Origin of the sequence: Bradyrhizobium australafricanum (assembly GCF_020329495.1) — a bacterium.
Classification (GTDB): Bacteria; Pseudomonadota; Alphaproteobacteria; order Rhizobiales; family Xanthobacteraceae; genus Bradyrhizobium; species Bradyrhizobium australafricanum.
The window spans coordinates 323,253-349,534 of sequence record NZ_JAGKJL010000001.1 but is presented as its reverse complement, the minus strand read 5'-3'; the positions used below and the strand labels follow the sequence as shown (position 1 = coordinate 349,534).

General features: G+C 63.3%; 27 protein-coding genes and 1 pseudogene. 16 read left to right on the top strand and 12 right to left on the bottom strand.

What is annotated here, in order from left to right; translation table 11 throughout:
* Positions 1–134: 134 nt before the first annotated feature.
* The 6 genes and pseudogenes from J6525_RS01705 to J6525_RS01685 all read left to right on the top strand — a co-directional run bounded on the left by J6525_RS01705 (position 135) and on the right by J6525_RS01685 (position 3,341).
* Entirely contained in the window at positions 135–1,277 is a 1,143-nt protein-coding gene (locus J6525_RS01705) for a nucleotidyltransferase family protein (protein ID WP_249795862.1), read from the top strand.
* 554 nt (positions 1,278–1,831) lie between these two features.
* Positions 1,832–2,362 (top strand): hypothetical protein, encoded by a 531-nt coding sequence (locus J6525_RS01700; protein WP_446471726.1) that lies wholly within the window; start codon positions 1,832–1,834, stop codon positions 2,360–2,362.
* Entirely contained in the window at positions 2,298–2,561 is a 264-nt protein-coding gene (locus J6525_RS01695; protein WP_225641604.1) for a TrbI/VirB10 family protein, read from the top strand. The genes J6525_RS01700 and J6525_RS01695 overlap by 65 nt, the downstream gene beginning before the upstream one ends.
* Before the next feature lie 3 nt (positions 2,562–2,564).
* Positions 2,565–2,789, top strand: coding sequence for a DUF2274 domain-containing protein (locus tag J6525_RS01690; protein ID WP_225641519.1), 225 nt, complete (start codon positions 2,565–2,567; stop codon positions 2,787–2,789).
* A 9-nt stretch (positions 2,790–2,798) separates the two neighbouring features.
* Positions 2,799–2,918 (top strand): annotated as a pseudogene (locus tag J6525_RS47895) (DUF968 domain-containing protein); the annotation flags it as partial.
* Between the two features lie 126 nt (positions 2,919–3,044).
* A complete protein-coding gene (locus tag J6525_RS01685) occupies positions 3,045–3,341 on the top strand; it encodes an HU family DNA-binding protein (protein ID WP_225641602.1) in 297 nt (98 codons plus the stop codon).
* A gap of 114 nt (positions 3,342–3,455) precedes the next feature.
* Here the strand turns inward: J6525_RS01685 and J6525_RS01680 are convergent, their stop codons facing one another.
* The gene (locus J6525_RS01680; RefSeq protein ID WP_225641517.1) at positions 3,456–4,097 is read right to left on the bottom strand and encodes a site-specific integrase; all 642 of its coding nucleotides are present in this window, start codon (positions 4,095–4,097) and stop codon (positions 3,456–3,458) included.
* Positions 4,094–4,564 carry a hypothetical protein gene (locus J6525_RS01675; protein ID WP_225641515.1) on the bottom strand — a complete coding sequence of 157 codons (471 nt, stop codon included), beginning with the start codon at positions 4,562–4,564 and terminating at the stop codon, positions 4,094–4,096. The genes J6525_RS01680 and J6525_RS01675 overlap by 4 nt, the downstream gene beginning before the upstream one ends.
* A gap of 134 nt (positions 4,565–4,698) precedes the next feature.
* Here J6525_RS01675 and dusA point away from each other — a divergent pair, with 134 nt between their 5' ends.
* Entirely contained in the window at positions 4,699–5,694 is a 996-nt protein-coding gene (gene dusA, locus J6525_RS01670) for a tRNA dihydrouridine(20/20a) synthase DusA (RefSeq protein ID WP_225641513.1), read from the top strand.
* A gap of 9 nt (positions 5,695–5,703) precedes the next feature.
* On the opposite strand, the gene J6525_RS01665 is transcribed toward dusA, so the two are convergent.
* The 3 genes from J6525_RS01665 to J6525_RS01655 form a co-directional block, all read right to left on the bottom strand.
* The gene (locus tag J6525_RS01665) at positions 5,704–6,621 is read right to left on the bottom strand and encodes a LysR family transcriptional regulator (RefSeq protein WP_312009716.1); all 918 of its coding nucleotides are present in this window, start codon (positions 6,619–6,621) and stop codon (positions 5,704–5,706) included.
* A 165-nt stretch (positions 6,622–6,786) separates the two neighbouring features.
* Entirely contained in the window at positions 6,787–7,965 is a 1,179-nt protein-coding gene (locus J6525_RS01660) for a muconate/chloromuconate family cycloisomerase (protein WP_225641511.1), read from the bottom strand.
* A gap of 67 nt (positions 7,966–8,032) precedes the next feature.
* Positions 8,033–8,866, bottom strand: coding sequence for a dioxygenase family protein (locus J6525_RS01655; RefSeq protein ID WP_225641509.1), 834 nt, complete (start codon positions 8,864–8,866; stop codon positions 8,033–8,035).
* Positions 8,867–9,064: 198 nt separating this feature from the next.
* Here J6525_RS01655 and J6525_RS01650 point away from each other — a divergent pair, with 198 nt between their 5' ends.
* Together J6525_RS01650 and catC are read left to right on the top strand one after the other, a co-directional pair.
* Entirely contained in the window at positions 9,065–10,642 is a 1,578-nt protein-coding gene (locus J6525_RS01650) for a 4-hydroxyphenylacetate 3-hydroxylase N-terminal domain-containing protein (RefSeq protein ID WP_092084403.1), read from the top strand.
* Positions 10,643–10,729: 87 nt separating this feature from the next.
* Complete coding sequence (gene catC / locus J6525_RS01645; protein ID WP_225641507.1) at positions 10,730–11,020, top strand: muconolactone Delta-isomerase; 291 nt, start codon at positions 10,730–10,732, stop codon at positions 11,018–11,020.
* A 22-nt stretch (positions 11,021–11,042) separates the two neighbouring features.
* Here catC and J6525_RS01640 read toward each other — a convergent pair whose 3' ends face one another.
* The 4 genes from J6525_RS01640 to J6525_RS01625 form a co-directional block, all read right to left on the bottom strand.
* On the bottom strand, positions 11,043–11,633 hold the full coding sequence (locus J6525_RS01640) for a TIGR02281 family clan AA aspartic protease (RefSeq protein ID WP_076826434.1): 591 nt from the start codon (positions 11,631–11,633) through the stop codon (positions 11,043–11,045).
* 25 nt (positions 11,634–11,658) lie between these two features.
* On the bottom strand, positions 11,659–11,862 hold the full coding sequence (locus J6525_RS01635; protein WP_225641505.1) for a DUF1289 domain-containing protein: 204 nt from the start codon (positions 11,860–11,862) through the stop codon (positions 11,659–11,661).
* A gap of 256 nt (positions 11,863–12,118) precedes the next feature.
* On the bottom strand, positions 12,119–13,726 hold the full coding sequence (locus J6525_RS01630) for a sensor histidine kinase (RefSeq protein ID WP_057017245.1): 1,608 nt from the start codon (positions 13,724–13,726) through the stop codon (positions 12,119–12,121).
* A 294-nt stretch (positions 13,727–14,020) separates the two neighbouring features.
* Complete coding sequence (locus tag J6525_RS01625) at positions 14,021–14,923, bottom strand: NAD(P)-dependent oxidoreductase (protein WP_312009720.1); 903 nt, start codon at positions 14,921–14,923, stop codon at positions 14,021–14,023.
* A 170-nt stretch (positions 14,924–15,093) separates the two neighbouring features.
* Here J6525_RS01625 and J6525_RS01620 point away from each other — a divergent pair, with 170 nt between their 5' ends.
* The 7 genes from J6525_RS01620 (at position 15,094) to J6525_RS01590 (ending at position 22,299) form a co-directional block, all read left to right on the top strand.
* Positions 15,094–15,531 (top strand): VOC family protein, encoded by a 438-nt coding sequence (locus J6525_RS01620; RefSeq protein WP_016843272.1) that lies wholly within the window; start codon positions 15,094–15,096, stop codon positions 15,529–15,531.
* 57 nt (positions 15,532–15,588) lie between these two features.
* Positions 15,589–16,719, top strand: coding sequence for an Mrp/NBP35 family ATP-binding protein (locus tag J6525_RS01615; RefSeq protein ID WP_225641503.1), 1,131 nt, complete (start codon positions 15,589–15,591; stop codon positions 16,717–16,719).
* A gap of 133 nt (positions 16,720–16,852) precedes the next feature.
* Positions 16,853–17,179 carry a hypothetical protein gene (locus J6525_RS01610; protein ID WP_225641502.1) on the top strand — a complete coding sequence of 109 codons (327 nt, stop codon included), beginning with the start codon at positions 16,853–16,855 and terminating at the stop codon, positions 17,177–17,179.
* Positions 17,180–17,487: 308 nt separating this feature from the next.
* The gene (locus J6525_RS01605) at positions 17,488–18,576 is read left to right on the top strand and encodes a TRAP transporter substrate-binding protein (RefSeq protein ID WP_028334237.1); all 1,089 of its coding nucleotides are present in this window, start codon (positions 17,488–17,490) and stop codon (positions 18,574–18,576) included.
* 240 nt (positions 18,577–18,816) lie between these two features.
* On the top strand, positions 18,817–19,905 hold the full coding sequence (locus J6525_RS01600) for a TRAP transporter substrate-binding protein (protein WP_225641500.1): 1,089 nt from the start codon (positions 18,817–18,819) through the stop codon (positions 19,903–19,905).
* Positions 19,906–20,293: 388 nt separating this feature from the next.
* The gene (locus J6525_RS01595) at positions 20,294–20,968 is read left to right on the top strand and encodes a response regulator transcription factor (protein WP_225641498.1); all 675 of its coding nucleotides are present in this window, start codon (positions 20,294–20,296) and stop codon (positions 20,966–20,968) included.
* Between the two features lie 2 nt (positions 20,969–20,970).
* A complete protein-coding gene (locus J6525_RS01590; RefSeq protein ID WP_225641496.1) occupies positions 20,971–22,299 on the top strand; it encodes a sensor histidine kinase in 1,329 nt (442 codons plus the stop codon).
* 22 nt (positions 22,300–22,321) lie between these two features.
* Here J6525_RS01590 and J6525_RS01585 read toward each other — a convergent pair whose 3' ends face one another.
* The 3 genes from J6525_RS01585 to J6525_RS01575 form a co-directional block, all read right to left on the bottom strand.
* On the bottom strand, positions 22,322–23,602 hold the full coding sequence (locus tag J6525_RS01585; RefSeq protein WP_225641494.1) for a M20/M25/M40 family metallo-hydrolase: 1,281 nt from the start codon (positions 23,600–23,602) through the stop codon (positions 22,322–22,324).
* A 218-nt stretch (positions 23,603–23,820) separates the two neighbouring features.
* Entirely contained in the window at positions 23,821–25,422 is a 1,602-nt protein-coding gene (locus tag J6525_RS01580; protein ID WP_225641492.1) for a TRAP transporter large permease, read from the bottom strand.
* Positions 25,419–25,958, bottom strand: a complete 540-nt coding sequence (locus J6525_RS01575) for a TRAP transporter small permease subunit (RefSeq protein WP_028334243.1) — start codon at positions 25,956–25,958, stop codon at positions 25,419–25,421. Before J6525_RS01575 ends, J6525_RS01580 begins: the two co-directional genes overlap by 4 nt.
* Positions 25,959–26,282: the final 324 nt, after the last annotated feature.

Here is a 26,282-nt window from a genome sequence, read left to right as displayed (position 1 = left end):
CCTGCTCCTTTTGTATATAAGGCACTGAAATTAATAACAGATATACTATTTTAGCGAGAATAGTATAACTGGACTGTTTCAGAGTTCCGATAGTTATACTATTTTTGCGAAAATAGTATAACGAAGGTTCCAAGATGCCGGCAAACCAAGCCCTCGATATCACCTACCAGACGCTCTATTCGGAGCTTGTCCAGCGAAGCCTGGACGAGAGCTTCACCTCCGAATTTTCCGCGAGCGGCCGGTTCGTGGCGGTTGAGGTGAAGGGCAAAAAATATTGGTATCTCGACACGCCGAAACCCGAAGGCGGCGGCCAGAACCGCCGCTATGTCGGTCCCGTGGACGACCCGGAAATCACCAAGAGGGTCGAAGCGTTCAAGGATCTGAAGGCCGACCTCAAGGGACGTCGTCGCCTCGTTTCCACATTGACGCGCGAGGCCTATCTGCCGCGTCCTCTGCCGATGGCTGGCCAAGTGGTGGAAGAACTGGCGAAGGCGGGCTTCTTCCGCATGAGGGGCGTACTCGTCGGCACCGTTGCCTATCAGTGCTACTCCGCCGTGCTCGGTCGGCGCCTTGATGCGGTCGCCATGCAGACTGGCGATGCCGACTTTGCGCAATTCCACGAAATCTCAGTCGCGATCAAGGATTCCATGCCTCCCATCCTGGAGGTGCTGCGCAAGGTCGACCCGACCTTCCGCGAGGTTCCGAGCCAGGCCGACGGCAGGGTCTCCACCCAATTCACGTCGAGGGGCAGCTTCAAAGTTGAATTCCTGACGCCGAACCAGTGGTCGGACGACCAGTCAGGCAAGCCGGTCCCGATGCCGGCACTGGGCGGGGCGGCGGCACTTCCGCTTCGTTTCCTCGACTACCTGATCTACCAGCCCATCCGCGCGGTTCTGCTACACGGTCCGGGCGTGCCGGTCCTCATTCCATCGGCGGAACGCTACGCCATCCACAAGCTGATCGTCGGCTCCCGCCGCAAGGAGGACCGCGATGCGACCGCAAAAAGCGCGAAGGATCGACTTCAGGCCCGATCGATCATCGAAGCGATGATCGCCAACAAGCAGCACGCGGACCTTGCCGCCGCCTATACGGAGGCATGGGATCGCGGCGATCAGTGGAAGGCGGCGATCCGCACCAGCATCGCGACCTATGATGACGGCTTCCAGACGTTGCTCCGAACCGAACTAGGGAAGGGTGTATCCGAGCTCGGCTCCGATCCCGCCGCTTACGATCTCGCAGAAAAATCTACCGACACGCCATCACCTCGTCTGAAGTGAGCCGCGGACGGCAGGCCAAACACCGACGTGGCCGCAACGTCGCCTCGACCAGCAGCAGCACAAGCTCGGGCATCAAGAAGATCGGCCGACCATGCATGCCCAGCCGGCGGAGATCGACATGCCGATCATGTCGACGTCATCAATCAGGTTGTTCCCTGCGCGCCGAGACCAACAACCATGAGCGTGATCGGCATGTCCACGCCTTGCGGGCATTTGCTCGAACAACATGCTCATCGCTGACCCGTCCGGCACTTCGCGGCCCGCTTACAATGAGAAGCAGCTCGGTCATGCAGAATCGACGCGTGGCCACGCGTCGCCGTGCCGAAAGAGGCACGTCTCTTCGATGTTGAGCAACCGATAGCCCGGTGCTGAGCGCGGCATGACAACGAGACGCAATTTGCGCCAGGTGTTCACGCGCTGTTGAAGCAGTCGATGACGCTGTGCTGATCTTGATCTTCAACTTCGGCACTTGATTGGGCTTGATCGAACTCGCGCTCGCTGACGGCGCGACGTTTTATTTCGATTGAAGGCTCGCCGTATTCGCCGTTTTCATCGTGCCGCTCACGTCGCGTGGGTGGATGGGGCGGCGAATGTTTCCAGCAAAGATCTACGTCGGTCAGATCACGATCGTACTCGGCATCGTCGTCGCGTCGACTTGGGGAGCGACGCAATGGACCGCCGCAGCCCTCGGCCTTCAGCAACGGTTGGGTGAACCCTGGTTCGCGATCGCCGGCTATCCGGTCTATCTGCCCTGGCGACTGTTCGAATGGTGGTTCGCTTATGAAGCTTACGCGCCCGAGATATTCGAGGAGGGCGGAGCCATCGCTGCAGCTGGCGGCGTTGCGGGCGCACTGTTTGCGATCGTCAACTCGGTCTGGCGCGCGCGGCAAAATCAGCTCGTGACGACATACGGCTCGGCGCGCTGGGCCACATTCAAGGAAATCAAGGCGGCCGAGAGAAGCGAGCAGGGCTACAGGGACCGTCTCCTGCGCTTCGTTCAGGAAACCGACCGGGCGATCGATCTGCTTTCGTCGGTCCTGCCGGAAATCTGGCCTCTCAACGACCCAACTATCAATCGGCAATGATGAAAGCGACCTCGTCAAGGCGCTGCGGGAAAGCACGCAGCAAACGACCAATCGTGCGGGCCAACGGCTAATAGAACGCGAGCTCGACGTGCAGCCGACGATCACGGTGCGGCCGGGATGGCCGCTGCGGGTGATTGTTTCGAAGGATCTAGTATTGAAGCCATACCAGGATATGCAGACGGTAGCTAGGGGCAGGTGAGGGATGAAGCTTGCGAAGCTGCCCGATCGGACGCCGGTCAAGATGACCATTGTGCTCACCCCGGCCCTCGCACAGCGGCTGCGCGAGTATGCTGTCCTCTATGCAGAGACCTATGGCAAGAAGGAAGAGGTGGCTGAATTGATACCCTTCATGCTTGAGGCATTTCTCGACAACGATCTAGGCTTCAAGAAACATAAGAAAAAAGCTTCGGGTACAAGTGAGATCTAAGTTGCCTACGTGACAGATTATGCGGAGCTAAGAGCGCACGATTGGTTCGTCCTGCCGCTGTCGAAACAAGCCCATGACGAGTACCGCAGCGATGCTGCTGCTTGGGAAGAGACGTACGGAACCCACGCCGAACTGCCGCTTGCGTTTTGGGCCTCGATAGGTTTTAAGCCCGGTGACTTCGTAACCGTTGGCATGAATCAGAGCGCGCCTGCGTGGTTTGACCGCGTCCTGGCAGAGCGCAGAAGGAATCCACACATGGCCAAGATGACCAAGAATCAATTGATCGATGCGATCGCAGAGGGCACGCAGCTTTCTAAGAATGATGTGAGGTCGGTCATCGAATACATGGCGACCGTTGGATATAAAGAGCTGAACGAGTCTGGAGAATTCGTCATTCCCGGATTCGCGAAGATGTCGGTCGTGAACAAGCCCGCCACCGAAGCTCGGATGGGCGTAAATCCCTTCACGAAGGAGCCGATGCAGTTCGCTGCGAAGCCCGCGAGCAAGTCGGTCAAGGCGTCGCCGCTGAAGGTCGCAAAGGACGCTGTCTGAGTCAACGGGCTCGGGCGTGTACCTCGGCAGGGGGGCGGCGAGGTCGAATTGTTGTCCCGAGTCTCTATGGATGAAATACTATCAGGTATCGAGGTCGATCCTTCTTCAAGACCTTCAGCCAGCGATAGGCCGGGGATTTTTCGTGAGCGCTTCGACAACTTCTTCCAGAGATGGCTGTGGCGCAATTTGTAGCTTGTGGAGCTCTTCCGGGTTTAGCTTCGTGTACCGCCGCAGAGTACGCCAATCCTTGTGGCCAGTGACCAGCGCAACTTTTTCGATCGTGAGCCCAGCTTCGAAGAGGCGGCTTGTACCTTCGTGCCGCAGATCGTGAAAATGCAGATCCTCAATCTTTAGCTCCTCGCAAGCCCGCGCAAACGCCTTGCTGACTGAACGGTGGTTGTACGGAAATACGCGACCTTGACCTCTGGTGATGATGCGCTGCTGGAGCATGATCTCCCAGGCATCGTAGCCGGTTAGGTTGAGAAGCGGGACCTTCTGATTGTTGCCGTCTTTCTTTCTCGGATCCTTGCGGTCGATGATCGTGAGAATCCGCTTCTTCATGTCGACAAGCGGCCAGTCGGGCCGGCAAATCTCCTCTTGCCGCATCGTTGTCGCAACGGCGTACCGAACGATGCGCCCCATCGGAATGACCTGTCGCGAATTGGTCTCGAAGTATTCAATGAGTTCGTCGAGCTCATCTTGAGTTGGGCGCCGGTCTCGCTCATTGGACTTTCCGACCAGACCCAGATGCTTCAACGCGAAGCGGGCCAGGCGAACTTCTTCAGCGGATACATGCCATGAACGGCCGCTGCATGCGTCGCGATGGTTCTAATGAACGACATATCGATTGCGAGAGTTGCTGGGCCAGCACCTTCTTTCGCGCGCTTCCTGCCGTATTCGATTAGCCGTTGACGGTCGAGCCGCGGAAGCTTCGTGGATCCCAGTTCCTCCTTTAGTGCCTCCAAGACAGCCGCCTTGGATCGCCGGGGAGGGCGGCCGACATCGTGCATGTCTTCAACATGCAGATCGACGATGTCGCCGAAGGTTTTAGCCTTGACGGCAGCGCGCGGCTTAGGCGATCCGCTGCGATCAATACTGCGCTCCATGTCGAGCGCCCAATCTTCACCATCCTTGCGGCGGCGAAAGGTCTCCGCCACGTAGCGGTTTTTGCGGCGGACCTGGACCCGCCAATTCCCGGACGGCAGCTGAATGAAGCTGGCCAAGGCCGTGTGCACTCCCTATTTCGTGTGCGTGACGTGTGCACTGACAGGTCAAAGCGGGTACAAACGTGTGCAATTTCGGCTAGTTTGGAGTGCACACGTTCATGGTTCATCCTATTGAAGCCTAAGGCAAATAATTGAAATCGCAAGACTATCGCTTTTCTGTGGCCCCGATGATGGACTGGACCGACCGGCATTGCCGGGTCTTCCATCGGCTGATGTCGCGGCGGGCGCGGCTTTATACGGAGATGCTGACGACCGGCGCCATCATCCATGGCGACCGGGCCCGGCTGCTCGGCTTCGATGCCAGCGAGCATCCAGTGGCGCTGCAGCTCGGCGGTTCCGACCCGCGCGATCTGGCGACGGCCGCAGAGATCGGCGAGCAGTTCGGTTACGACGAGATCAACCTCAATGTCGGCTGTCCCTCCGATCGGGTGAAGGATGGCCGCTTCGGCGCCTGCCTGATGGCCGAACCGGCGCTGGTCGCCGAAGGCGTTGCGGCGATGAAGCGTGCGGTGCGGATTCCTGTCACGGTGAAATGCCGGATCGGCATCGACGACCAGGATCCGGAAGTCGCGCTCGATACGCTGGCGCGCGCCGTGATTGCCGCGGGCGCGGATGCGCTTGTCGTGCACGCGCGCAAGGCCTGGCTCAACGGATTGTCGCCGAAGGAGAACCGCGACATCCCGCCGCTCGACTACGATCGGGTGTATCGCCTCAAGGCAGCGTTGCCGCACGTGCCCATCATCATCAATGGCGGCATCACCAGCCTTGCCGAGGCAAAGCAGCATCTGAAGCATGTCGATGGCGTGATGCTGGGGCGGGCGGCCTATCAGGAGCCGTGGCGGCTGCTCACCGTCGATTCCGAGCTGTTCGGCGAGACTGCGCCGCACGCGACGATGAAGGACGTGTTCGCGGCGATGCTGCCCTATATCGAGCGGCAGCTTGCCGAAGGCACGCGGCTGCATTCGATCACGCGGCATTTCGTCGGCTCCTTCCATGGCGTCCCCGGTGCGCGTGCGTTCCGCAGGCACCTCGCGGAGAACGGCGTTCGGTCGGGGGCTGACATCGATGTGCTGCGCGAGGCGATCGCACGCGTTGACGATCGCACGCCGGCGGCGGTCGCGGCCTGAGGGCGCTCGTTACGGCTTGCGCTGACGCCGCGTGACGTCCTGTGCGACCTTCAGGAAATTGAACAGATGCGGCATCCGGTTGTCGCGCCGGTAGTTCAGCGACAGTGCAGTGCCTGGATTGTGTCCCTCATAGGCGCGGTAGGCGACGCCGGGCCGTTCCGCCTCCGAGACCGATTTCGGCACCAGCGCGATGCCGACGCCGACCGACACCAGGCTGATCGCGGTCTGGTAGTCCTGGGCCAGCACCTGCGATTTCGGAATGAAGCCTTCTTCGAGGCAGATGTTGAGGATGTGGTCGGCGAAGCTCGGGCGCGGCTTGCGCGGGTAGAGGACGAACGTCTCGGCCTTCAGCGCCGCCAGCCGCGGGACCTTTTGCTCGAGCAGGGGCGAAGTGTCAGAGAGCGCGAGGATCAGCGGCTCCTGCAGCAGCGGCTCGGACTTCAATTCCTCGTCGTCGAGCGAGGGGCGGGCGATTGCGATATCGATCTCGCGCTGGATCACCGCGCGCTTCTGCTCGGCGTTGTTCATCGCCGACAGCGCGAGCTCGACGTCAGGATAGGCCGAACGAAACGCCTGGATCACGCTCGGCAGCACGCCATAGGTCGCCGATCCGACGAAGGCGACGCGCAGGTGACCGGAAAAGCCTTCGCCGATCCGCTTGATCTCGCGGTGCGTCCGGTCGAGCCGTTCCAGCACGTCGCGCGCACGTTCCAGAAGAACGCTGCCGGCCTGGGTCAGCCGGATCTGGCTGCGGCTTCGGTCGATCAGCATGACGCCGAGATCGCTCTCGAGTTGTGCGATCTGCCGGCTGAGCGGCGGCTGCGCGATCGCGAGCCGCGATGCGGCACGGCCGAAATGCAGTTCCTCGGCGACGGCGACGAAATAGACCAGCCGCCTGAGATCCATGGCATCGTCGCGATCGGTCACGGCTAGCCGAACGCCTGTTCGCGCGCTTCCGCGGAAGCGGCGGAAGAATCCTGCCGGGTTCGATATCGCGTGGTCATGTGCGCACGATCGAGACGATGATTCCGACGCGAAGACTGGGCGTGGGTCCGTGGATTGTCAATTGTCCGCGGGAACGACGCCATCCGGCTAGTCCTTCCGGGCAAAGGCGCGGATCTTGTCCTCGTCAACCTCTACGCCAAGACCGGCGCCATCAGGGACGCAGATCTCGAACTCGTCGAACCTGATCGGGTTGACGACTAGATCCTCCACGAGGATTCGCGGACCGAAGTGTTCGGTGCCCCATTCGAGCCTGGGCAGGGTGGCGAAGGCGGCGAGATGAGCCGCCGCGCCGATGCTGCTCTCCAGCAGGCAGCCGCCATAGAGCTCGAGGCCGTGCGCGGCCGCGACCGCCGCGGCGCGCTTCATCTCGAACAGACCGCCGCTCTTCACGAGCTTCAGCGAGTAGACGCTGCCGCAGCCCATCGCGCCCGCGCGCGCGACTTCTTCCTTGGTGAAAGCCGCCTCGTCCACCAGCAACGGGATCGAAGTGCGGGCGGCGACCCGCGCCATCGCTTCCAGTTGCAGCGCCGACACCGGTTGTTCGATCAGGGCAACATCCAGCTCCTCCAGCGCGGGCATGAAACGGATGCATTCGGCCTCGGTCCAGCCCTGGTTGACATCGACGATCAGGCGCACCTCGTCGCCGAGGCCGGCGCGCAGCGCTTGCAGCCGCTTCAGATCGACCTGCGGCCGGTTGAAGCCGAACTTGATCTTGAACTGGCGGTGTTCGCGGCGCCGCAGCTTCTCTTTCGCTTCTTCCACCTCCTGGCCGCTGTCGCCGGAAGCCAGCGCCCAGATCACCTCCATGCGCTCGCGCACGGCGCCGCCGAGCAGCGCGCTGGCGGGGAGGCCGAGCGTCTTGCCGGCCGCGTCTAGCAGGGCGGACTCGATGGCGCCCTTGGCCGCGAAATTGCGGGTGGCGGCCTTGCTCATGCGCAAGGCATTGGCTTCGAAGGCGAGGGCAGGCTGTCCAAGCAGCGCCGGCGCCAGATAATTCGTGACCGCGGCCTTGATCGACTCCACGCTCTCCTCGGCCCAGCGCGGCCCGCCGAGCGTCGAGGCTTCGCCGATGCCCGTCACGCCGTTATCGAGCAGGACGCGCACCAGCACGTAACCCTGATGCGTGACTTCCGTGTTCGAGAGCTTGTGCCGGCGGCGGGTCGGTGCCTCCACGATGGTGGCGCGGATGCTGCGGATCGCAGTGTCCTTTGCGTGAGCCTGCACGCGCTCCACGGGCTCGGCGATTTCGATCACGGCACGACTCATATGTCCTCGCAGTTCAGTTCAGAATGAGCCCTGCCAGGCTGGTGGGCCTGGCAGGACGTAACGGGTCTTACTCGGCCGCGACGAGCCGTTCGGCGGCGGCTTTCTTGAGCTTGAAGTCGAAGTTGAGAACCAGATCGGTGTCGGCGCCGGTGGGAGCCTTGGCGAACTTGCCGATCAGGCTCTGCTTCACGGCGAACACCGAGTCGTTGTCGAGATACTTGGTCTCGGAATCGTAGATCTGCGAGATCAGCGATTGATAGCCGTCCTTCGAAAGCATGAAGTGGATGTGGCCCGGACGCCAGGGATGGTGGCCCATGTATTTCAGCAGCTCGCCGCCGGCGCCGTCATAGGGGATCGGGTAGGGCTCGGGGCGGAGCGCGACGAAGGCATATTCGCCGTTGGCGTCGGTCGTGAAGCGTCCGCGCAGATTGTAGGCCGGCTGTTCCGGATCCTGCAGGTCGTAGAGGCCGTTCGGCGCGTCTTCCCAGACGTCGATCGTGACGCCCTCGATCGGCCGCCCCGCAGTGTCGCTGATGCGCCCTGAGACCTTGACGGTCTGCGCGTTGTCGAACGTCTTCTTGATGATGGAGGCGCCCTTGGGCAGCACCGGCGGGTTTTCCCGGTAGAACGGTCCGAGCACGGTGGATTCGCTCTCGCCGTCGGTGACGCGGTGATCGAGCATGTCGACCAGCACCTCGACGCCGAGGATGTCGGCGATCAGGATGAACTCGTTGCGCTTCTCGTCCGAGATGTCGCCGGCGCGGCGCAGGAATTCGCATGCGGCGAACCACTCGGCGAAGGTCAGGTCGACCTCCTTGCAGAAGTCGTGCATGTGGCGGATCAGGCTCGTCATGATTTGCCGGTTGCGATCCGGAATGTCCTTGGAGAGCGCGGCGATCACGTGGTCGTTCCGGTCCGTGCCATCGAGTCATAGCCCGAGCCGGGCCGGTCTGCGCGGTATGGTGTGATACCTTTCGCCCGCTCCGGGTGAGCGCGTAGCGTTTCCTCCGATGTCACGCCGTCCAAGAGCGTGACGAGATGGTCTTGGGGCCGGTGTGGCAACGCCGCCGGTCCAACGACACAAGCGGAGGAGAAACCCATGACTACAGCAGCTGCCCTGCGGGCCGACGTGCCAGCGTCAACCACCAGTGTCTATACCGGTACGGAATTCCTGGACAGCATCCAGGACGGCCGCGAAATCTACATCTACGGCGAGCGCGTCAAGAACGTCACCCAGCATCCTGCCTTTCGCAATTCGGCGCGGATGGTGGCGCGCTGGTACGACCGCTTCCATGAGAAGAAGGATCAGATCGGCGTCCTGACCGACACCGGCTCGGGACAGCTGACCCATCCGTTCTTCCTCGGCTCGAAGACGGCCGACGACCTCGTCAAGGGCCGCGATGCGATTGCCGAATTGCAGAAGGTTGCGTTCGGCTGGATGGGCCGCTCGCCGGACTACAAGGCGTCGTTCCTCGGCACGCTGGGGGCGAATTCAAGCTTCTATGGCGATTACGCCGGCAATGCGAAGAAGTGGTATGCCCGGACCCAGGAGCGTCTGGACTTCTGGAATCATGCCATCGTCAATCCGCCGATCGATCGCGACCGCGCCATCGAGGAGGTGCGCGACGTCTTCATGCATGTCGAGAAGGAGACAGACGCCGGCCTGATCGTTTCGGGCGCGAAGGTGGTCGCGACCGGCTCGGCGCTGACGCACTACAATTTCATCGCCCACTACGGTATTCCGATCAAGGACAAGTCATTCGCGCTGATCTTCACGGCGCCGATGGATGCCAAGGGCATCAAGCTGATCGCCCGCTCGTCCTACGAATTCACGGCGGCGGCAACCGGCTCGCCGTTCGACTACCCGCTGTCCAGCCGCTTCGACGAGAACGACTCGATCCTCGTGTTCGACAAGGTGCTGGTGCCCTGGGAGAACGTCTTCATCTATGGCGATGTCGACAAGATCAACCAGTTCTTCCCGGCCTCGGGCTTCATCCCGCGATTCACGCTGCACGGCGTGACGCGACTTGCCGTCAAGCTCGACTTCATCGCCGGCCTGTTCTCGATGGCGGTCGAGGCGACCGGGTCGAAGGATTTTCGCGGCGTGCAGACGGCAGTGGGCGAGGTGATCGCCTGGCGCAATCTATTCCACGGTATTGCGGATGCGATGGTGAAATCGCCGATCGCCTGGCAGGGGACCGAGGGCTACAATCTGCCGAACCTGAACTACGGGCTGGCCTATCGTGTGTTCGCACCGATGGCCTATCCGCGGATCAAGGAATTGATCGAGCGCCATGTCGCGAGCGGCCTGATCTATCTGCCGTCGAGTTCGGCCGATCTGGAGAGCGAGGCGATCCGGCCCTATCTCGACCGCTTCGTGCGCGGCTCCAACGGCTATGCCGCAATCGACCGCATCAAGCTGCTGAAGCTGCTCTGGGACGCGGTCGGCTCCGAGTTCGGCGGCCGGCATGAGCTCTACGAGCGCAACTACGCGGGCAATTACGAGAACCTGCGCGTCGAGACGCTGATGGCCGCGAGCGCCACCGGCGACCTTGGTGCCATGCAGGATTTCGTGCGCAACTGCATGAGCGACTACGACGTCTCCGGTTGGACAGCGAAGGACCTCGTCAACCCCGACGACATCAACCTCGTCAGCCGCGGTCTGGTGCAGGGCTGACGATCTGTTAGACGGATCAATGGAGCCGCCACAGTTGCGTGGCGGCTCCACGCCGTTCCATCTTGTCGCAGAAGGGGTTCACTTGTCATGCTGTTCCACGTCGAAATGGATGTGCGGATTCCGCACGATCTCCCGGTCGAGAAGGTCGACGCTCTGAAACATGCGGAACGAGTCCGCGCCATGGAGCTGCAGCGTACGGGGGCCTGGCGCCATCTGTGGCGGGTGGCGGGGCGCTACGCCAATGTCAGCATCTTCGACGTCTCCGGCGCGCAGGAATTGCACGACATCCTGTCGAGCCTGCCGCTGTTTCCGTTCATGGAGATCCAGGTCACGCCGCTGTGCCGGCACCCGTCGTCGATTCACGACGACGATCGGTAGCGGTGGAGTAGGCGCCGTCGCGCTAGTCGACGGCCGTGCGCGCGCGCCGGTGGCGGCTTGAGGTGTTGATACTGCCGGTGACGTCGGGGTAGCCGGTCAGGCTCAGCGTGTCGGCGCGAACGCCCCAGCTCTCGAGCCGGTCGAGGAAGCTCATGCCGAGCAGGTTGGTCTTCATCTGCCCGCGCTGCACCACGAGTGCCGGCACCGATTTCTCGACCAGCTTGCCGACCGCGAGCCGGTCGAGCGTCAGCCGCGCCGCCTTGGTGTGACCGCCGGCGGTCTCGAGGTCGACATTGTATTCGAGCATATCGATCGGCAGCCCGATCGCTTTCGCGGTTTCCCAGGTGAGCACGACCGAAGTCGCGCCGGTGTCGATCACCATCGGGGCGCTGACGCCGTTGATCTTGGCGCGGAACGCGAACTCGCCGCCCTGGCCGCGCGCGATCTGCACCGCGGGGGCGGAGCTGGAGGTCGAGGCTGAGGCGGTGATGCTGCGGCCGAAGATCTGGGTCAGATTCTCCCTGGCGCGGGCGATCTGCTCGGGGTCGCCATAGGCGACGACGGCGCCGGCGGTTGCCATCAGCAGCACGATGACGAGGAGGATACGGGTCACGGCGCCACTCCCGCCGCAACGCCGATCACGCGCGCTTCGGACATGGCTCCATGCACTCGAGCCCAGCCTCGGCCATGCGCGCCGGCAGCGTCGCCATCACCGACAGCCGCTCCGTGCGGTCCATCTTGTGCCAGCGCGCGATCTCCGGGAGCGTGCGGCCACAGCCGAAGCAGAGCTTCGTCCTGGGGTCCATCATGCAGACTGCGATACACGGCGTCTCTGAGCTCATTGTTCAAGTGTTGAACGGTTTCGGCGGCCAGTGCAAGCCGGCTGACGTGGGGTGCTGCATCACGCCTCGGCTTTTTGTCGCGAGCATGGTCCTGGCGCGAACGCCTTGGGTTTATTGCCAAAGCGTTTTCGAGCGAAGTGGATACCGGTTCGCGTAAAGAAAACGCGTCAGAACCAAGATCTGGAGCCCTGTTCCGAATCGATCGGAACGGAAAGGGCTCTAGCGATAACCGCGTCACGATCTTCCGCGACATGCTCTACAATCCGGTGCCGGCACTCATGATCGACTTGCGGCGCACGCGTTTCCGGTCGGCGCCCATCGCGGGCTCGACGGGCTCCGGCGGCTGCATCGGCGGCGCTTCTTCCGCCATAGGCGCCAGCGCGCTCATCACCCGTTCCGGCGGCAAGGTGACGATCACCTCGGTGCCGATGCGCAGCTTCGACTTCAGCGTGAAGGTGCCACCATGCATGTCGATCAGGCTTTTCGCGATCGGCAGGCCAAGGCCCGCGCCCTGTTCCGCCGACTTGATCGAGTTGGAGCCCTGGCCGAAGGAGGCCAGCACGACCGGGATCTCGTCCTCGGCGATGCCGCTTCCGGTGTCCTTGACGCTCAGATATTGCCCGCCCGACGCGGTCCAGCCGACCTTCAGCCAGATTTCGCCGCCCTGCGGGGTGAACTTGATCGAGTTGGAGAGCAGGTTGAGCACGACCTGGCGGATGGCGCGCTCGTCGCCCCAGATCCTCGGCATGCCGTGCTCGAACACCTCGTGGATGGTGATGCCGCGGCTGGAGGCGCGCAGCTTCAGGAGATGGTGGCAGTCGGCGACGACATGCACCAGCGCCACGGCCTCCTCGTTCAGCTCGTAGCGGCCGGCTTCGATGCGCGACAGATCGAGGATCTCGTTGATGAGATTGAGCAGGTGCACGCCGGAATTATGGATGTCGGCGGAGTATTCCTTGTAGACCGGCACGGTATGCGCGCCGAAAATCTCGCTCTTCATCACCTCGGAGAAGCCGAGGATGGCGTTGAGCGGCGTGCGCAGTTCGTGGCTCATCTGGGCGAGGAAGCGCGATTTGGCGACGTTGGCGGATTCGGCACGGTGCCGCGCCTCGTCGGAGATCGCCTTGGCCTGTTCCAGCTCGCCGATCAGCGCATCTTTTTCGGCGCGGGCCTCCAGCGTCGCCAGCGTGGTCGAATGCAGGCGGTGCGCGAGCAGGGCGAAATAACCTTCGGCCGCAAGCGCCAGCAGTGCCAGCACGTAATTGTCGAACGCGCCGTTGAGCACGAGGTCGAGCGCGATCCCGACCGTCACCGGAACGGTTGCCGCAAGGGCTGCGATCGGCAGGCTCGCGGCCAGCATGCTGGAGACCGCGATCACCAGCAGCATCAAGAACATCATCAGGGTGTTGGAGGCGAGATCGCGCCCGGCGGGGTGGATCAGGATCGCGGTCCAGCACAGGCCGTAGAGCAAGTCGAGCAGCACGAAGCGGGTCCGCCATTTGCGGGTGACCGCGACCGAGGTTGGTTCGGCGAGGAAGCGGGAACAACTGCGGATGATCGCGAGATGGACGCAGAGGATGCCGACTGTCCAGGCGCCGGCCACGATCGGCTTCATCCAGAGGCCAAACAGCACGCCGGTTGCCACCACGAGCAGCATCACGACGTAGGACGCCGAGATCCGGGTCTGGGCGTATTGACGGAGCAGTTCGGCGTCGAACGCCGGGCGGGTTCCACTGGTTGACGTTAACCGATCCCGCGCCTCGCGCACCCGCTGCGCGGCGACGCGCCGGCTGTTCACCGGCACCGTCACCTGAGGTCCTGCCGGAAGCGCTACAACTTCAGGCTTTTCTGCGGGATTACTCATCAACAACACAAATCCTGCCCACGAACCGCGCGGGCTTTTTGCATTGTCTATCTGTGACGCTAAATCATTAAGCGTTGCCTTAAAGAGCTAAGGAAAAGCGTAAACGGGAAGTTAAATTAACTTTTGCGCGGGCGTCCCGCTGTTGTGCGATGGCGGGCGCACACGCGCACGCCGGGTCCGACAATTCCATGTTGTCATAGCCGGGCTGTCCCGGCCATTTACGTCTTGCTTCTCGTGGATCCAAAGACGTGGATGCCCGGGACAAGCCCGGGCATGACGAGATGGTGGGAAGTTTTACCGCTGCAGCCGCGCCAGCAGGCTCGACGTATCCCAGCGCTTGCCGCCCATCTTCTCGACCTCGGCATAGAACTGGTCGACCAGCGCGGTGGCGGGCAGGGTGGCGCCGTTGCGGCGGGCCTCGGCCAGCGCAATCGAGAGATCCTTGCGCATCCACTCGACCGCGAAGCCGAAATCGTACTTGCCCTCGTTCATGGTCTTGTAGCGGTTCTCCATCTGCCAGGACTGCGCCGCGCCCTTGGAGATGGTCTCGATCACGGCGGCGACGTCGAGGCCGCTCTTCTTGGCAAAGTGGATGCCCTCCGACAGGCCCTGAACCAGACCCGCGATGCAGATCTGGTTGACCATCTTCGTGAGCTGGCCGGCGCCCGCCGGCCCGAGCAATTTGCACATCCGCGCGTAAGCGCCGGTGATGATCGGCTCGGCGCCCGCGTAGGCGTCTTCGCTGCCGCCGCACATGACAGTCAGCACGCCGTTCTCGGCGCCGGCCTGGCCGCCCGACACCGGCGCGTCGACGAATTTGAAGCCGGCCTTGGTGGCGGCAGCATCGAGCTCGCGGGCGACTTCGGCGGAGGCGGTGGTGTGATCGACGAAGGTCGCGCCCTTCCTGATCCCGGCGAAGGCGCCGTCGGGGCCGATCGTGACCGCGCGCAGGTCGTTGTCGTTGCCGACGCAGCACATCACGAAATCCTGGCCTTCGGCGGCGGCCTTCGGGGTCGGTGCGGTCTTGCCGCCAAACTTGTCGGCCCATTCCTTCGCCTTCGCCGCGGTCCGGTTGTAAACGGTGACCTCATGGCCGCCCTTTTTCACGAGATGTCCCGCCATCGGGAAACCCATTACGCCGAGACCGAGGAAAGCGACTTTAGCCATGTCTGATACCTTGTGATTTGCCGTGGTGATCGCCCTTCGCCTGCCGGCAAATTCGCGGCGGGCAGGGCATTCCGTCCATGGAAGGAGCCGCACCATACCCCCTGTGCAGCGGAGGGCAACGGCCTTGGTGGGATGGCAGAAGGCGGTTTTGTGCTAGGATTGGCCCACCAACGAACTTCACAAAAAAGGGAGTATATCGCATGGGCATGAGCGTCGGTGTGCTCGATCATTTCAATATCCGGACCCGGAATCTCTCCGCCACGGTGCGGTTCTATGAGGACATCCTGGGCCTGGAAAAGGGCGCGCGGCCGAACTTCGCGTTCCCCGGTGCGTGGATGTACAGCGAGGGCAAGGCGGTCGTGCATCTGGTCGATATTTCGGCGACCGACGAGGCACAAAAGCCTGACTCGGGCGTCGTCCATCACGTCGCCTTTGCCAGTCAGGGCTTCGATGGGATGCGGCAGCGGCTTCAGTCCAAGGGCATGGAATTCGACTCGCGCCAGGTTCCCGGCGGCGATCTCTGGCAGATCTTCGTCAACGACCCCAACGGGGTCATGATCGAGCTCAACTACGAGGCCGCCAAGGAAGGCGGCTCGGCTGCGCCAGCCGAGCGGCGGGACGACGTCGGAGCGAGGTAGCCTTTTGCGCTGCAACGCTCTATGGGTCGGTCTCTTGAACTTTCCAGGAGATGCGCGGTGAGCGTGACGCAGCAACAGGTTCTCGATTGCCTTGCCAAGGTGATGTCGCCACGCGGCACAGCCTTGACCAACGCCAATGTGCTGTCGGCGATCACGGTCACCGACGGCAAGGTGTTCTTCTCGATCAATGTCGACGCCGCGGAGGCCCGCGCCTGGGAGAGCGTGCGTGCGCAGGCCGAGAACGCCGTGCGCGCCATTCCCGGCGTCAGCGTCGCGATGATCGCGCTGACCGCCGAGCGCAAGGCGGGCGCTGCGGCACCGGCGCCGCGGCCGGCCGCCGGCGTCCCGCCGGCGTCCGCCCATCGCCATCCACATCCGCCCGGCGGGCAATCGCCGATGGCCCGGCAGGCCGAGATCCCCGGCATCTCCGCCGTCATCGCCGTCGCCTCCGGCAAGGGCGGCGTCGGCAAGTCGACCACGGCGCTCAACCTCGCGCTCGGCCTGCGCGACCTCGGCCTGCGCGTCGGGCTGCTCGACGCCGACATCTACGGCCCATCGGTGCCGCGGCTGACCGGCATCCGCGAGAAGCCGCAGCTCAATGACGACAAGAAGATGGTCCCGCTGCAGCGCTTCGGCCTGTCGATCATGTCGATCGGCTTCCTGGTCGAGGAGGACACCGCGATGATCTGGCGCGGACCGATGGTGATGTCGGCGATCACCCAGATGCTGCGCGACGTCGCCTGGGGCACGCTCGACGTGCTCGTGGTCGACATGCCGCCCGGCACCGGCGATGCCCAGCTCACGCTGGCGCAGAACGTTCCGCTCAAGGGCGCCGTCATCGTCTCGACCCCGCAGGACCTCTCGCTGATCGACGCCCGGCGCGGGCTTGCGATGTTCAAGAAGGTCAATGTGCCGGTGCTCGGCATCGTCGAGAACATGAGCTATTTCCAGTGCCCGCATTGCGGCACCCGCTCTGATATCTTCGGCCATGGCGGCGCCCGCCACGAAGCCGAGAAGCTGGGGGTGCCGTTCCTCGGCGAGATCCCCCTGCACATCGCGATCCGTACCGCCTCCGATGCCGGCAACCCGGTGGTCGAGAGCGAACCGGACGGCCCGCACGCGGCGATCTACCGCGCGATCGGCGGCAAGGTTCGCGAGCAGCTGCAAGGCGTCATCGCGGCAGCCTGAGCCTGCGCTGCTGTCCCGCCGGGCCGATTGGCCGCGAAGTGTCGGGAGCCCGGCGGCTTTCTTCACAGGCCCGTGGCCCTTGGTGCCTCTGGACGATTGCTGAATCGGTTCCGGCCTGTATGTTTATGCAGGAGTGGCCGAATCGTACCACCGCTTCGATCAGCGGAAGGCGGCCACGGGTGAAGCCAAAACTGCGGGAAGGGGCCGTGAGGCGACCATCGACATGGCAGCATCACGCGAAGCAAACAAACAGCACCGCAAACATCTGACGCGGGAGAAACGCGCAGAGGCCTCCCGGCTGGCATTCAACATGGCCAAGAAATCCGACTCGATCGGCGAGGCTGCCGAGGCGATCGCCAAGACGTATGGCGTCAGCAAGACAACCGCGCAAAGCTGGATCCGGCGCGGGCGGTATTTGGCTGATCAAGCCAAGAAGGCGCGGGCGACGACGCGGCGCTGATTGCTCCGGTAACCCGACGGTTGAGAGCGGGCCGGACGGCCCGCACGCGGCGATTTACCGCGCGGTCGGCGGCAGCTCCGCGGCCACCTGCCAAGCGTCATCGTCGCTGCCTGAAGGCGCATTTTCCGGCTGATTTCCAGCCCCATCAGACTTTCGTTTAATTGGCGCGGTCATGCCATTGTCGCGTTTCCGTGAAGCCGCCTTCCGTGTTAAAGGGCCGACCCAGAGCGCCTCGGCAAGCCTTTCACGCGCCTGCCGGAGAACTGCTTGCGGTCACTGGGAAACGCCCCTGAAGGAGAAGTCGTACGATGAAGCGTCGTGATTTTTTGAAAGTTTCTGCGGCCGGTGCTGCCGCGACGGCGGTTGCCGCGCCGGCGATCGCGCAGTCCTCGCCTGAAATCAAGTGGCGCCTGACCTCGAGCTTCCCGAAGTCGCTGGACACCATCTATGGCGGTGCCGTCGAGCTGTCGAAGTACGTCGCCGAAATGACCGACAACAAGTTCCAGATCCAGGTGTTCGCGGCGGGTGAAATCGTCCCCGGCCTGCAGGCGCTGGACGCGACCTCGAACGGCACGGTCGAGATGTCGCACACTGTCGCCTACTACTATGTCGGCAAGGACCCGACCTTCGCGATCTACGCGTCGGTGCCGTTCGGTCTCAATGCCCGCATGCAGAACTCCTGGTGGTACCAGGGCGGTGGCCAGGAGCTCGGTAACGAGTTCTTCAAGAAGTTCGGCGTGATCGGCTTCCCGACCGGCAACACCGGCACCCAGATGGGCGGCTGGTTCCGCAAGGAGATCAAGACCGTCGCCGACATGTCGGGCCTGAAGATGCGCATCGGCGGCATTGCCGGCCAGGTGCTGCAGAAGGTCGGCGTGGTGCCGCAGCAGCTCGCCGGCGGCGACATCTATCCGGCGCTCGAAAAGGGCACCATCGACGCGGCCGAGTGGGTCGGTCCCTATGATGACGAGAAGCTCGGCTTCCAGAAGGTCGCCAAGTACTACTACTACCCGGGCTTCTGGGAAGGCGGTCCGACCGTGCACTCCTTCGTCAACCTGGAGAAGTGGAACGCGCTGCCGAAGAACTACCAGGCGATCCTGGCCAACGGCGCCGCCAACGCCAACAGCTGGATGGCCGCGCGCTACGACATGCAGAACCCCTCCGCGCTGAAGCGGCTGGTTGCCGGCGGCACGCAGCTGCGTCCGTTCACCAACGAGGTGCTCGAGGCCTGCCTCAAGGCGACCAACGAGCTGTGGGGTGAAATCTCGGCCAAGAATGCCGACTTCAAGAAGTCGATCGAGGCCATGCAGGCGTACCGCTCCGACCAGTATCTGTGGTGGCAGGTCGCCGAATACACCTTCGACAGCTTCATGATCCGCTCGCGCACCCGCGGCTGATCGGCGTCTAGCCTTTCGGACGAGCGTTCGCGCGATGCGAACGCATTGCCCGGCCTCCGCAAGGAGGCCGGGTTTTTTGCGTCTGGCATTCGTGAGGAGGATGCTCCATGCTCGCATCCGAAGCCTCGGCACGAAGGCGGCGTGTGATCGGTCACCGGTCATGACGGCAAAAAGAAAAGCGGCGCGACGATCGAAAGCAGTCGACGCTCGGACAACACAATCGAACAGGGCAGGATTCAAATGAAGCGAAGAGATTTCATCAAGGTCACGGGTCTGGGCGTCGCCGGCGCCGCCACGGTCGCAGCTCCCGCGATCGCGCAGTCGATGCCGGAGCTCAAGTGGCGCTTGACGACGAGCTGGCCGAAGTCGCTCGACACGCTGCACGGCGGCGCCGAGCTGATGGCGAAGGCGGTCGGTGAAGCCACCGACAACAAATTCCAGATCCAGACCTTTGCCGCGGGCGAGATCGTGCCGGGCCTGCAGGTGCTCGACGCCGTGCAGAACGGCACCGTCGAGATGGGGCACACCGCGCCCTATTATTATTTCGGCAAGGACCCGACCTTCACCTTCGGCTCGGCGGTGCCGTTCGGGCCCAACATGCGCCTCAACCAGGCCTGGTTCATGCTGGGCGGCGGCAAGGAGCTGCTCAACGAATTCTACAAGAGCTACAACGTCACCTCGCTGCTCGCCGGCAACACCGGCTGCCAGATGGGCGGCTGGTTCCGCAAGGAGATCAACAGCGTCGACGATCTCAAGGGTCTCAAATTCCGCATCGGCGGCTTTGCCGGCAAGGTGATGCAGAAGCTCGGCGCGGTGCCGCAGCAGCTCGCCGGCGGCGACATCTATCCGGCGCTGGAGAAAGGCACCATCGATGCGGCCGAGTGGGTCGGTCCCTACGACGACGAGAAGCTCGGCTTCTACAAGGTCGCGCCGAACTATTACTTCCCCGGCTGGTGGGAAGGCGGTCCCATGCTGGTGGCGATGATCAATCTCGACAAGTGGAACGCGCTGCCGAAGCATTATCAGTTCGTGCTCGAGCAGGCCGGCCATCTCGCCAACAACTGGATGATGGCGCGCTACGACCAGGCCAATCCGATCGCACTGAAGAAGCTGCTTGCGGTCGGCACCAAGCTGCGTCCGTTCCCGGCCGCGGTGATGGAAGCTTCCTTCAAGGCCGCCAAGGAGCTGCATGCCGAGGTTTCGGCGTCCAACGCCAACTTCAAGAAGGTCTATGACTCGCTGACCTCGTTCTCCAACAACGGCTATCAATGGTTCCAGGTCGCCGAGGTCGGCTACGACAATTTCATGGCGCGCCATTCGCAGGCGTGACTGCTGCGAGTTGGACAGGAAATCAGCCTCGGAGCGAAAGCGCCGGGGCTTTTTCATGCCGCGATCGCGGCCGCGGCGCGACGCGGCTTGCGAAGACGCATGACCGCCGGTCGCTGGCCGTGGCGGCAGCTGCCAGTTCTCGATCTCCGGGCGCGAACGCGCAATCCGTTATGTTATCATGGCTAGCTGACGTCAGCCTTACACGGGCGCAATCAAAGGCGCCTGGCGTAGATTTTGATTGCAGCGGGGAGGCGGTATCTGTTTTCAGGGCAGTAACACGAGCTGGAGCAACATGCGCTTGTGTCGCCATCGAGACGTCACCTTCGCATGCGTCTTGTTTTGACGACAGCAAGCAGAAGATCGATTGAATGAAGTCAGGACTGCTGCGATGCGCCTTCTGATCGTCGAGGACAATGTCGAGCTCTCGCGGCTGCTGGCCAGCGGGCTGATGGCGGCGGGATACGAGTCCGATGTCGTCAACAGCGTTGCCGAGGCGCGCGATGCGCTGCGCAGCGTCAGTTATGCCGCCATGATCCTCGATCTCGGTCTGCCCGACGGCGACGGCTTGTCGGTGCTGTCGGAGCTTCGCCGCAAGACCGATCCGCTGCCGGTCCTGGTGCTGACCGCGCGGGGCGGCCTGCAGGATCGGGTCAGCGGCCTGCGCAGCGGCGCGGACGACTATCTGGCGAAGCCGTTCGCGCTGGAGGAGCTGGTGGCGCGGCTCGAAGCCATCCTGCGTCGGCCCGGCCAGCTGCTCGGCTCCTCGCTGAAGCTCGCCAATCTGGTCTACGACACCGAGAGCAAGCAGGTGTTCGTCGACGGCGCTCCGCACGTGTTCTCCGCGCGCGAGACGTCGGTGCTGGAGATCCTGTTGCGACGGCAGGGGCGGGTGGTGCCGAAGAAGAATGTCGAGGACCACATCTTCGGCCTCGCCGGCGAGGTCGCCTCGAACGCGGTCGAGGTTTACGTGTCGCGGCTGCGCAAGCTGCTCGCCGAGCACCGCGCCAGGGTCATCATCCATACCATTCGGGGCGTCGGTTATCTGATGGCGGAGGAGAAGTAGGCGTGTTCCGCTTCAAGTCGCTGACGTCGCGGATCGTGTTCCTGCACATCGTGGCGGTCGCGGTCGCGGCGATCTTCCTGCCGCTGCTGCTGCTGTGGCTGTTGAATTCGGAGATTAATCAGCTGCATCGCGAAGCGATGCGCGACCAGGCCGCCGATCTCGGCCAGAACCTCTCGGTCGATGCCGCGGGCAAGGTGCAGCTCAACCTGCCGGACAGCCTGAGGGGGCTCTATTCCGACGCCTATGGCCGCTACCGCTACGACATCTACGATGCCGACGGTCATCTGCTGTTCTCGTCGCATCGCGAGGCGCCGCGACTGCCGGCGTCCGCCAACCGGATTTCCGGTGCCAGCGTCACCAAGCTGCTCGGCGGCCAGACGCTGCGCATCCTGGTCGCCGAGGACCTGTCGCATCGCGACGTCATCATCGACGACATCGTCTCCAATTTCTTCCGGCGGGTTGGCTGGATCACCATCCCGATCCTTCTGATCCTGCTTGCCACCGACATCCTGATCTTCCGCCGCGCGGTGACACCGCTGTTGCGGGCCTCGGAGGAGGCGAGAAGCATCGGGCCGGCAAGGACCGATATCCGCCTTCCGACGGAGGGGATTCCGAGCGAGATCCTGCCGCTGGTGACGGCCGTCAACCAGGCGTTCGATCGCCTTGAGGAAGGCTTTCACGTGCAGCGCCAGTTCACGGCCGATGCCGCGCATCAGTTGCGCACGCCGCTTGCGATCCTCAGGACCCGGATCGAGACGCTCGATGCGGCCAAGGGGACCAGGGAGCTGCATGCCGACATCGAGAGCATGAGCCGCATCGTCAGCCAGCTGCTCGAGATCGCCGAGCTCGACACGCTGGTGCTGGATCCCGGCGAGACCGCGGATTTGCGTGCGGTGTGCGCCGAGGTGGTCGGCTCGATCGCGCCCTACGCGCTGGCGCAGCAGAAGGACATCGCGCTGCGCGGCACCGACAATCCGGTGCAGGTCAGGGGCAATGCGGAGATGCTGCAGCGGGCCATCTTCAATCTGGCGGAGAACGCCATCAAGTATACCGCCGAGAGGACCTCGGTCGATGTCGAGGTGCACGACAATGGTTCGGTGCAGGTGCGCGACTGCGGGCCGGGAATTGCGCCCGCCGAGCGGGGCCTGATCTTCCAGCGCTTCTGGCGCAGCGATCGCCAGCGCACCGACGGCGCGGGGCTCGGGCTCTCGATCGTGCGCGGCGTCGTCGACGATCACGATGCGACGGTAAGAGTGGAGAACCTGCCGTCCGGCGGCGCCCAGTTCACGCTGCGCTTCCGCCTCGCCAAGGCGGAGCCGGCGGCGTCCTGAGCCGGCCTGCGGCCTTGCCGACCTATTTCACCTTGCCGTCGGACAGGTCCATGATCATGCGTGTGGTCAGCACCAGGCGCGGCACGATGCTGTTGATCTGCACGTATTCGGCATCGTTGGAGTGCGCGCCGAAGCTCGACAGGCCCATGCCTTCCACCACGGCGCCCTTGGTCTTGAGGGCGGCAAATGCGGCGTCGGTGCCGCCGCCGGTGGCCCGCTCGGCGACGTTCAGCGACATGCCGAGTTCCTGATAAATCGTCTTGCCGTGGCCGGCCACGCGGCGCGAGGCGTCGCTCGCTTCGAGCGGCGGGCGGCGCACCTCGAACTTCACGTCCACCCTGGAGTCCGGCAGCAGGCGATTCTTGATCTTGTCCTGCAGGGCTTTCTCGAGCTCGTCGAAATCCGCCACCTTGAGCGCACGCGCATCGGCCTGGGCGGTGGCTTCGGCGGGGATCACGTTGCGGTTGGTGCCGGACTTGGACACCGTCCAGTTCAGCTTCAGACCCTGCTCCGGCTTGGACAGGTCCTTCATCTGCAGCACCTGGTGTGACAACTCATAGAGCGCATTCACGCCGCCTTCGGGCCTGGCGCCCGCATGCGACGACTTGCCGTGCGCCGTGAGATAGGCCGAGCCGATACCGCTGGTGGCGAGGCGCAGCGTGCCGTCGGCGCCGCCGCTCTCGAACGAGAACACGGCATCCTGTTCCGCGGCGATGCGGGTGATGGTGCTGCGCCAGCCGGGCGAAGAGATCTCCTCGTCGCCATTGATCAGCACGGTGAGCGTACCGTAATTCTTGAAGTTCAGCTTCTGCAGCAACTCCACGGCGTGGAGGATGGTGGCGACGCCCTGCTTGTCGTCGGCAATGCCGAGCCCATAGGCCTTGTCGCCATCGATGCGGAAGGGTTGGTCCTTCAGCATGCCCTTGAGATACACCGTATCCATGTGCGCGATCAGCATGATCTTCGCGCTGCCCGTGCCCTTGAAGACGGCCTGCACGGCGGGACCGATTTTCTCGGGCGTGTCGTCGAGGCGGTAGATATCGGTGGTCTGCAGGATATCGACCGTGCCGCCGAGCTGCTTGAGCTGGCCGGCGATCCGCTCGGCGAGCTGGTTCAGGCCCTCGATGTCCTTGCTGCCGGATTCGATCTGCACGAGGTCGCGCAGGGTGTCGAGCAGCGGCTGCTGTTCCTGTTGCGCCAGCGCGCGAAGGTCGGCTGCATGCGCTGCGGGCGCGGCAAGCGCCAAACCAAGCGACAGCATCAGCGGGCGAATGAGCGAGTGGGCGGGACGCAGTTGAGGCATGGGCGGCGATCTGTGAGTTGGAGGACGATCCGTATCCTCGTCTTCACAGGCCTCGCCGGTGCCGTCAACAGCGGTGTGCCTTGCGCCCGCAAGAGCGCTTTCGAGCGAAGTGGACGCCGGTTCGCGCGAAGAAAACGCGTAAAACAAGAATCCAAGGCTTCGGTTCTGATTTAATCAGAACCGAAATGCTCCAGGCACGCCGAATGCGCTGATCCCGGCTACTGCTTCGGTTGTCCGAAGTCGAGCGGCGGCAGGTCGATCTGCGGCACCTCGATCTTGACCTTGTTGAGGTCGACATCGAGCGGCTTGTCGAGCAGTCCGGTGACGACGACCGGGAACGCGATCACCAGCGCCACCATGATCGCCTGCAGGCCGATCCACGGCATTGCGCCCCAGTAGATGTCCGAGCTCTTCACTTCCTTGGGCGCCACGCCGCGCAAGTAGAACAGCGCGAAGCCGAACGGCGGATGCAGGAACGAGGTCTGCATGTTGACGCAGAGCATCACGCCGAACCAGATCAGCGCGGCGTCGGGGCCGACCACCGGCGCCAGCACCTTCTGCGCGATCGGCGCCACCATCGGCAGGATGATGAAGGCGATCTCGAAGAAGTCGAGGAAGAACGCCAGGAAGAAGATGAACAGGTTGATGAAGATCAGGAAGCCCCAGACGCCGCCGGGCAGCGAGGTCAGATGGTGCTCCAGCCAGGTGCCGCCGGATACGCCGAGGAACACGACCGAGAAGCAGGTCGAGCCGATCAGGATGAAGGTGACCATGCAGGTGATCCGCATGGTGGTCTCGTAGCCCTGCTTGATCAGGTCACGCAGGTCCCGGATCTTGACGGCCTCGAGGCAGATCCAGACCACCGCGGCGTAGGTGATCGCGAAGGCGAGCTTGAAGATCAGGTTCTCGCTGTAGAGCATCGCGATGATGGTGCCGATGCCGCCGGCGATCACGCCTGTTATCAGCACCTTGTTGCCGGTGGCGCTGAAATCCTTGTGGTGGATGGCGGCGAGCACGATGGCGCCGACCGCGCCCATGGCGCCGGCTTCCGTCGGGGTCGCAAGGCCCATCATCATGGTGCCGAGCACGACGAAGATCAGCACGGCGGAGGGAATGATGCCGAGCAGGCACTTCTTCCACAGCGCCCAGCCGGTCAGCGTGCGCGCCTCGATCGGCACCGCAGGGACATGGCTCGGCTTGAAGATGCCGAGCAGGAAGGTGTAGCCGGCGAACAGCAGGATCTGGAACACCGATGGGCCCCAGGCGCCGAGATACATGTCGCCGACCGACTTGCCGAGCTGGTCGGCGAGCACGATCAGGACGAGAGAGGGAGGGACAAGTTGCGTGATGGTGCCGGAGGCGGCGAGCACGCCGGTGATGTAGCGGATGTTGTAGCCGTAGCGGATCATCACCGGCATCGAGATCAGCGCCATCGCGATCACCTGCGCCGCCACCGTGCCGGTGATGGCGCCGAGGATGAAGCCGACGATGATCACGGAATAGCCGAGGCCGCCGCGGATCGGGCCGAACAGCTGGCCCATCGAATCCAGCATGTCCTCGGCGAGCCCGCATCTCTCCAATATCGCGCCCATGAAGGTGAAGAACGGGATCGCCAGCAGCAGCTCGTTCGACAGCACGCTGCCGAAGATGCGGCCCGGGATCGCCTGCAGGAAGTTGAGGTCGAAGAAGCCGAGATAGATCGAGAGGAACCCGAACGACAGGCCGACGGCGGCGAGCGTGAACGCCACCGGATAACCGATCAGCATCGCTACGATCAGGCCGCCGAACATCAGTGGCGGCATCATCTCCAGCGTGATCATTGAGTCGGCCTCTCATACTTCGCGTCGATGGTCACGTAGCCCTGCAGCGCGGCGATCCGCTTGATCACCTCTGAGACGCCTTGCAGAGCAAGCATCACGAAGCCGGACGGGATAACGAACTTGATCGGCCAGCGCAGCAGGCCGCCGGCGTTGCCGCTCATCTCGCCGACTGCATAGGCCTGGTAGAAGAACGGCCAGGACAGATAGGCGAGCAGGAGGCAGGCCGGGATCAGGAAGAACAGCGTTCCGATCAGGTCGAGCCAGAGCTGGCCGCGTTCGGACAGCATCAGATACATGATCTCGACGCGGACATGCTCGTTGCGCTTGAAGGTGTAGGAGGCGCCGAACATCACGAGGATCGCGAACATGTACCACTGCGCCTCGAGCCAGCCGTTCGACGAGTAGCTGAACGCGTAGCGGATCATGGCGTTGCCGGCGCTGACCAGGCACGAGATCAGCACCAGCAGGTTGCAGATGTAGCCGATCTTCTCGTTGAGTTGGTCGATGGCCTGACTTAATGCCAACAATGGGCGCATCACGATCTCCACGGTCGCGCCATCCGCGCGCCGAATATCTCTTCAAGCATCATCTGGCCGCCGCGCGCATGCGCACGGAGCCACGGCTCACTTTCAGGAGCAGTTGCAAACGTTCGTCCTCCCCCGAAATCCGCTTCAGCCGTTCTTGGCTGCCGGGAATCGTCGACAGGAGCCGACGGAGGGCAGCGGCCTATGCTGGCCAGACTAGCGTGAAAGCTGATTCACCAAATCAGCGCCATGGAACGCCGTCAATCGGAAAATGGACAAATTGACGCCGCGGCAAACTGTTGTCCCGCCTTGGTAATCGGGGGACAGGCCGCGCGT